This window comes from Eubacterium ramulus (genome assembly GCF_003122485.1).
GTDB lineage: Bacteria > Bacillota > Clostridia > Lachnospirales > Lachnospiraceae > Eubacterium_I > Eubacterium_I ramulus_A.
Window position 1 is genome coordinate 1 of sequence record NZ_JRFU01000204.1, and the last position, 6,831, is coordinate 6,831.

5 protein-coding genes are annotated in these 6,831 nt (G+C 44.0%); all 5 read right to left on the reverse strand.

All coding sequences use genetic code 11. The annotated features are described in order from the left end of the window. Window positions 1–311: 311 nt before the first annotated feature. The 5 genes from LG34_RS15335 to LG34_RS15355 all read right to left on the reverse strand — a co-directional run bounded on the left by LG34_RS15335 (window position 312) and on the right by LG34_RS15355 (window position 6,790). The gene (locus LG34_RS15335; protein ID WP_021739221.1) at window positions 312–569 is read right to left on the reverse strand and encodes an HPr family phosphocarrier protein; all 258 of its coding nucleotides are present in this window, start codon (window positions 567–569) and stop codon (window positions 312–314) included. Between the two features lie 23 nt (window positions 570–592). Beyond that, a complete protein-coding gene (locus tag LG34_RS15340) occupies window positions 593–2,509 on the reverse strand; it encodes a PTS fructose transporter subunit IIABC (protein WP_109216842.1) in 1,917 nt (638 codons plus the stop codon). A 148-nt stretch (window positions 2,510–2,657) separates the two neighbouring features. Continuing rightward, entirely contained in the window at window positions 2,658–3,566 is a 909-nt protein-coding gene (pfkB, locus tag LG34_RS15345; protein WP_109216843.1) for a 1-phosphofructokinase, read from the reverse strand. 205 nt (window positions 3,567–3,771) lie between these two features. After that, on the reverse strand, window positions 3,772–5,970 hold the full coding sequence (locus LG34_RS15350) for a response regulator (protein ID WP_242979923.1): 2,199 nt from the start codon (window positions 5,968–5,970) through the stop codon (window positions 3,772–3,774). Next, window positions 5,960–6,790 carry a substrate-binding periplasmic protein gene (locus tag LG34_RS15355; protein ID WP_109216844.1) on the reverse strand — a complete coding sequence of 277 codons (831 nt, stop codon included), beginning with the start codon at window positions 6,788–6,790 and terminating at the stop codon, window positions 5,960–5,962. Before LG34_RS15355 ends, LG34_RS15350 begins: the two co-directional genes overlap by 11 nt. Window positions 6,791–6,831: the final 41 nt, after the last annotated feature.

Here is a 6,831-nt window from a genome sequence, read left to right on the forward strand (position 1 = left end):
TACTCACCACTTGCAGAAGTGGGAGTCTTCTCGACTGAGATAAATCGAATAAATCCTCACTCCTACTCCCTTTTTCTATAACTTCAGGGACTTTATTCGATTTCGCGCCAGGTGCAATCTGCGTCAGCAGATATCTTCCTTATGCATCTGGTCGCATATTTAGCTTTTTTACTTCGTTTTATGAAGTAAAAAAGCTGTGCACGCCAGATGTTTTCCACCGTACACAGCCTCTCTGGCTTAAAATATCTACCAAATATCCTTCATTGAATGTTCTGAAACATTCTTTTACCAATTTTTCTCTGAACGTTATCTTACAGATTTGTTTTGAAGAAGTTCTCCAGTTTCTCAGCTACAGCGTCCTCATCTTCGCCTTCTACTGTTACAGTAACTTCCTGTCCACATTTAATTCCAAGGCTCATAACAGCCATTAATTTTTTGGCCTCAACCGTTTTACCTTCTTTTGTAAGTTTAACAACGGAAGTAACTCCTTTAAGTTCTTTTACCAGCTCAGAAGCCGGACGTGCGTGAATTCCCTGTGCATCTGTGATTACATACTTAAATTCTTTCATGGTTAGTTCTCCTTTTTTCTCAATTATTCATTTACTTTTTTCTTCAAAAGACCGAGTAAAACAGCGGAAATTACGGTTCCGACTGCAAGTGCTACCAGATACATTCCTGCATTGCCCATAACCGGTACAACGAAGATTCCACCATGCGGTGCCATCAGTGTACATCCAAATGCCATGGATAATGCGCCTGCTACTGCTGAACCAGCTACGCAGGATGGCAGAACACGGATCGGATCTGCTGCTGCGTACGGAATTGCACCCTCTGTGATGAATGCAAGTCCCATAACAAAGTTTACAGGTCCGGATTTGCGCTCCTCTTTTGTAAATTTGTTCTTAAAGAGCAAAGTTGCAAGAGCGATCGCACACGGCGGTACCATACCACCGATCATAACAGCTGCCATAATATCATAGTTTCCAGCAACGATTGCTGCGGTTCCGAATACATATGCTGCCTTGTTGAATGGACCACCCATATCGATTGCCATCATTCCGGCACATACAATTCCCAGTAATATTTTACTCGAAGCACCCATGTTGGTCAAGGCTGTATTTAATGCTGTATTCAACGCTCCTACCGGCGGCTCGATGACAAACATCATAATGATTCCCATCAGCAGAATACCACATACGGGGTAAAGCAATACCGGCGTGATTTTCTCCAATGCATCCGGTAATTTAGCAAATACTTTTTTCAGTAATAAGATGATCAGACCTGCCAGGAAACCTGCTGCAAGTGCACCCAGGAAACCGGATTTTCCGTTTGCTGCCATCATACCACCGACAAAACCAACAGCAAGTGCAGGTCTGTCACCGATACTCATGGCGATAAATCCTGCCAGAACCGGAAGCATCAGTCCAAAGGCAATTCCACCGATCTGTTTGAACGCTGCTGCCACCGGAGTGATTGTACCGAAGTTTGCTCTCATATCTGCGGAAAGTGAATTGATATCGACATTCATTCCATCAATCAGGAATGCAATTGCGATCAGGATACCACCACCGACAACGAATGGAAGCATGTGGGATACACCATTCATCAGATGTACATATAATTTATGTCCGATTCCACCGGAAGCTTTCTGTGAGCTGGAGCTCTGGCTTTCTGCTGAACTGCTGTGGTAAACCGGTGCATCACCATGGATGGCTCTTTCCACCAGTTGGTCTGCTTTACTGATTCCGTCAGAAACAGGAACTTCAATCAGTTTCTTACCGTTAAAACGATCCATTGGAACTTTTGCATCTGCTGCTACGATAACACAGTCTGCATTTGCGATTTCCGCATCTGTCACTACATTTTTGGCACCGCCGGATCCTCTTGTTTCTACTTTAATAGAGCAGTTATGGGCTTTTGCCGCTTTTTCCAGACCTTCAGCTGCCATGTAAGTATGCGCGATACCGGTCGGGCAGGATGTAACTGCAATGATCTTGCAAACCGCACCTTCTGTCTCTGTCTGAGCTGCCAGCTGATCGTTCAGATCCGGTTTTTCCTCATCTGCCGCATCTACGATCTGTAAAAATTCATCCACGGAAGATGCATTTTTCAGATTTTCCACAAAATTCTCATCCATAAGCAACATAGAAAGTTTACTGAGTACGTCCAGATGGATGTTATCCTCAGTATTCGGCGCTGCGATCAAAAACAGCAAGTTCACCGGTTCATCATCCAGAGAATCAAAATCAACACCATCTTTGATGACCATAGCTGCCAGTCCCGGTTTTGTAACTGCATCGCATTTACCATGTGGAATTGCAATACCTTCACCGATACCTGTGGTACTTTCTTCTTCTCTTAAGTAAACCTGTTTGCGATACGCTTCCTCATCATTAATCTTGCCGCTTTTTACCATCAAAGCAACAGCCTGGTCGAGCGCATCCGATTTGGATGTACAAACTGCATCCAGAGAAATACTTCTTTTGTCCAGTAAATCCGTAATTCTCATACTCTCATTACCTCCCTCTTTACTTTGTACGTTTTCTTCTTCTCTTCCTATTTTAATTTCATTTCACGTTTTAATTTTATTTCACGGAAACAAAAATTTAATACCAACATTTCCAGATTCGCCAAAATCTGTTTTTTATTATCTGTTATTATGCTTCGATGGAAGCATATACCTGTCTGATTTCTGCTTCGGTTGCAAGCAGTTCGGAAAATGCGCTTGCACTTCCTGCGGAGATTCCCATGCGGAATGCATGTTCATAATCTTCTTTTTCAATCCATCCTGCTACAAATCCTGCTACCATGGAATCACCTGCGCCAACGGCATTCACCAGTGTTCCTTTCGGTGCCGGAAGCTGATGGGACTCACCGTTCTCATCTAAGAGAACTGCACCCTGTCCTGCCATTGACACAAGTACGTTTCTTGCTCCCATCTCCTGCAATTTCTTTGCATATGGCTGTACGTCATCTCTGGTTTTCAACTCGACACCGAAGATCTCACCAAGCTCATGATTGTTTGGTTTGATCAGGAACGGATGATACTCTAATACGTTCATTAAAAGCTCTCCTGTTGCATCTACCACAAAATGAACTCCTTTGGAAGCAAGTCTTGCCATAATGTCACGATAGATCATTTTCGGCATGCTTCCCGGAATGCTTCCTGCCAGTACCAGATAATCTTCTGCTGTCAGTTCATCCAGTTTCTTCATTAATTCTTCTACGTTCTCCGGGCTGATATCCGGTCCCATACCATTAATTTCAGTTCCGTCAAAATCCTTCAATTTGACATTGATTCTGGAACAGCCGTCCGGTAAAGAAATAAAATCATGTGCAAATCCGATTTCTGCCATTCTGCGCTCGATTTCTTTTCCAGTAAAACCTGCGGAAAAACCAAGTGCTTTTGTCTCGATTCCCAGATTGTAAAGTACGGTGGAAACGTTGATTCCTTTGCCTCCCGGAAGCATCTGCTCCGCGCATGTCCGATTTGTCATACCCATCTGGAAGTTATTGACCGATACGATGTAATCCAGTGATGGATTAAAAGTTACTGTGTAAACCATCCTGCACCTCCTGTAATGATGTAGTTACTTTTTTCTCACTTGTTGTTATGCCTGTATTATATCTCCAAAATCAGTCATAATCAATCATTGTAATTCACAAAAAAACATTTTATTTTTATGCAATATTCACAATCATTCATTTTCGTTCACAAACAAGCGAAAAAGAAGCGGATTTTTGAATGTTTTTTCCCGCTTCTTTTCAAATTTAATTACAATATTTTCCTATAACTGCCACTACCAGATCCATTTGTAATGGCTTTGCAAGATGCGCATTCATGCCTGCGTCCAGACATTGCTTCACATCTTCGTCATAAGCGTTCGCTGTCATGGCAATAATTGGCATTGTTTTTGCATCCTCCCGATCCAGTTCCCGTATCCTTCGAGTCGCCGTCAGACCGTCCATGACCGGCATCATCACATCCATCAAAATCACATCAAAGGTTCCCGGCGGTTCACTGACAAACCGATCCACCGCCTGCTGTCCGTCCGCTACGACCATTACCTGCGCGCCCTGATCCTCTAGCAACATTTCTGCAATCTCCACATTCAACTCATTATCTTCCACCAGAAGCAGCCGACATCCCGCGATGCTCGCCGACTCAACAATCTCCTCACTTTCCTGTTGCTGCTGTTCCTGCGACTGCTCTGTTGCCAGTCGAAATGGCAGCGTGATCACAAAGGTGGAACCCACGCCTTCTTCGCTTTTCACCTCAATGGTCCCGTTCATTTTATCCACCAGATTTTTTACAATTGCCATGCCAAGCCCTGTACCATTATACACACTTCTGGCATCCGACCGCTCCTGTGCAAAAGGATCAAAAATGTGTCGGATAAATTCCTGACTCATTCCCACACCGGTATCCTGAATCGTCCACTGATACGTTACAATCTCCTGATCAACCCCCAGACATTTACAGCTCGTCTGCACTTTTCCGCCCAACCGGTTATATTTGATACAGTTTCCATAAATATTCAGGAAAATCTGACGCACATGCAACGGACTTCCGTAAATATTTTGAAATGCCACCCGCTCGGTAGATTTATCATATTCCAGCGTTACACCGGCTTCCGCTGCACGCTGCTCCACAATCGTCAATACATCGTCCGACAGGGTTTTCAAATTCATCGGTTCCTCCGACAGCACAACTTCTCCGCTTTCCAACTTACTCATCTGCAGAATATCGTTGATCAGGGACAGTAAATGATTGGCAGAGATTTTCATTTTTTTCTGATTTTCCCGCAGCAGCTTTGTATTCTCCGGATGTGCCTCTCCAATTTCCAGCAAGCCGATGATCCCGTTTAACGGTGTGCGAATATCATGACTCATCCGGGACAGAAAACTTGTCTTTGCCACATTTGCTCGATCTGCCTGATCGACTGCCTGCTTTAACTGCTCATTTTTACTTTGCAGCTGTTCATTATACTGCCGCTGAATGCTTAATTGCTTCTCTCTGTAATTTTGTGCCATTTTCCAGCGCACCATATGAATAATTGCCAGAATGATCACGTATACGATGATGGAAAACATCACACTTGGAATCGTACTGTCAAACACATCGCTCTCCGGCAGATAGGCATACACATAATAATCCCACCCATGCTCCATCAGACCATAATTGTGGGAAAGTGCAGCCGTATCACCTCTTGCATGGATCAATTTATCACTTGCTGCCGCTTCTTTGATTTTCCGCAAAATTTCCACGTCATCGGTACTTTTTCCAATCAAAGTCTCATTATTGGACGCTATGATTTCCTTTCCGCTGCTCACCACGATTGTTCCATCCTGTTCCAGATTATAACCCACCAACAACGTATCCACCGACAGATGGAATGCCCGTGTATATTCTAACGTCGTGTGATAGTAAGCGACAACCATCCCACTGCCATCTGCATTTCCCGTAGCTGCCAGATCTGCATAAGAACCGTCTTCACAGTGAAATCGCATAGCATACGTTTTTTCCGAAAAAAGAATCGCATCCTGCAGAGCATCCGATGTCATATGCTCCGATAATTCTTCTGTCGACAACCCATCAACCGGATCTCCATACTGTACCTGTACCTTTCCATTTTCATCCAGAAGCAATACACCCGTTACATAACTGTCCCGCGCCCATTGCTCCAGCATTTCCGTTGTCACTGCTCCGGCATCGGTTCCATTTTCTGTCAATGCATGATCGATCTGGTGCGCACTTTCGATGATACGCATCATACTTTTCGTCTCCGATGCTAAATTTAACCGCTCATACTGATTACATTGCTCCTTAATATAACTGACTGTGCTGGTCAACGTCCGCTTCGCGCTTCTGACATCCACATGTACTGCGATCAAAAATACGCCTCCCATCAGGATAACACCAAGCAGCACTTCCAATGTATACAACAATCGATTGCTTTTATTTTTCACAGGTATCCACCTCCAGATAATCCTCCGGATGTTCCAGATAGTTTTCAAGAATTTCCTCTAATGTTCCATCCTCACGCATATCTTCAAACACCTGTGACAGCTCTGTCTCAATGCCTCTGTCATCGTACTTTGAAAATGCAACGCCAAGCCCCACCGTCTGCAATGGTTCTTCCAGGATTCGATATTCTAAGTCATAATCCTTCATACACTGTAAAATTGCGGTTTCATGAGCGGCTACCGCATCCGCATACCCTTTACTTAAGAAAGGATAGATCAATTCCCGATTCTGCAACGAAAATATTTCTGCCAGCTCAGGAATCCGTTCATCCGTATGTGACGCAAAAATCTCCTCCGGCTTTGTCGTGGACTGTACTGCTACCCGTTTTCCTTCCAGATCTGCAAGGGTATAGATATCACTGTCTTTACTGACTGCCACTACCTGACGACTGATCATATAGGGTGTCGTCCAGTGGTACTGATTTTCTCTGCCATCAATAGAAAAACTTCCCCAGATGCAGTCAATATCTCCGTTTTCCAGAAACTGCTTTTTTGCTTCCCAGTCAATATATGTAAATACCGCATCATAACCTAACCGGTCAAATGCCTCCGTTGCAAGATCCACATCAATTCCTGCCGGTTTTCCGTCTGCATCTTCATAATTAAAGGGCGGATAATTGTCGCTGCCAATGATCATCTGTGGACGCGTCTCTGCCTGATCCGTCATCTGTTTCTCCTGCCCTGCGCATCCACTGATGCAAAATAGCAAACCGGTACAGACACCAATCGTTAAAATCCGCCTGAAACTGTTCCGTTTTTTCATTCGTCACCACACCTCTTATCTAACTATTTTATTCGGTAATC

What these genes read in the sequence shown, in the direction of transcription:
- LG34_RS15335 (WP_021739221.1), bottom strand. Translation starts at nt 569, where the DNA reads ATGAAAGAATTTAAGTATGTAATCACAGATGCACAGGGAATTCACGCA.
- LG34_RS15340 (WP_109216842.1), bottom strand. Translation starts at nt 2,509, where the DNA reads ATGAGAATTACGGATTTACTGGACAAAAGAAGTATTTCTCTGGATGCA.
- pfkB (WP_109216843.1), bottom strand. Translation starts at nt 3,566, where the DNA reads ATGGTTTACACAGTAACTTTTAATCCATCACTGGATTACATCGTATCG.
- LG34_RS15355 (WP_109216844.1), bottom strand. Translation starts at nt 6,790, where the DNA reads ATGAAAAAACGGAACAGTTTCAGGCGGATTTTAACGATTGGTGTCTGT.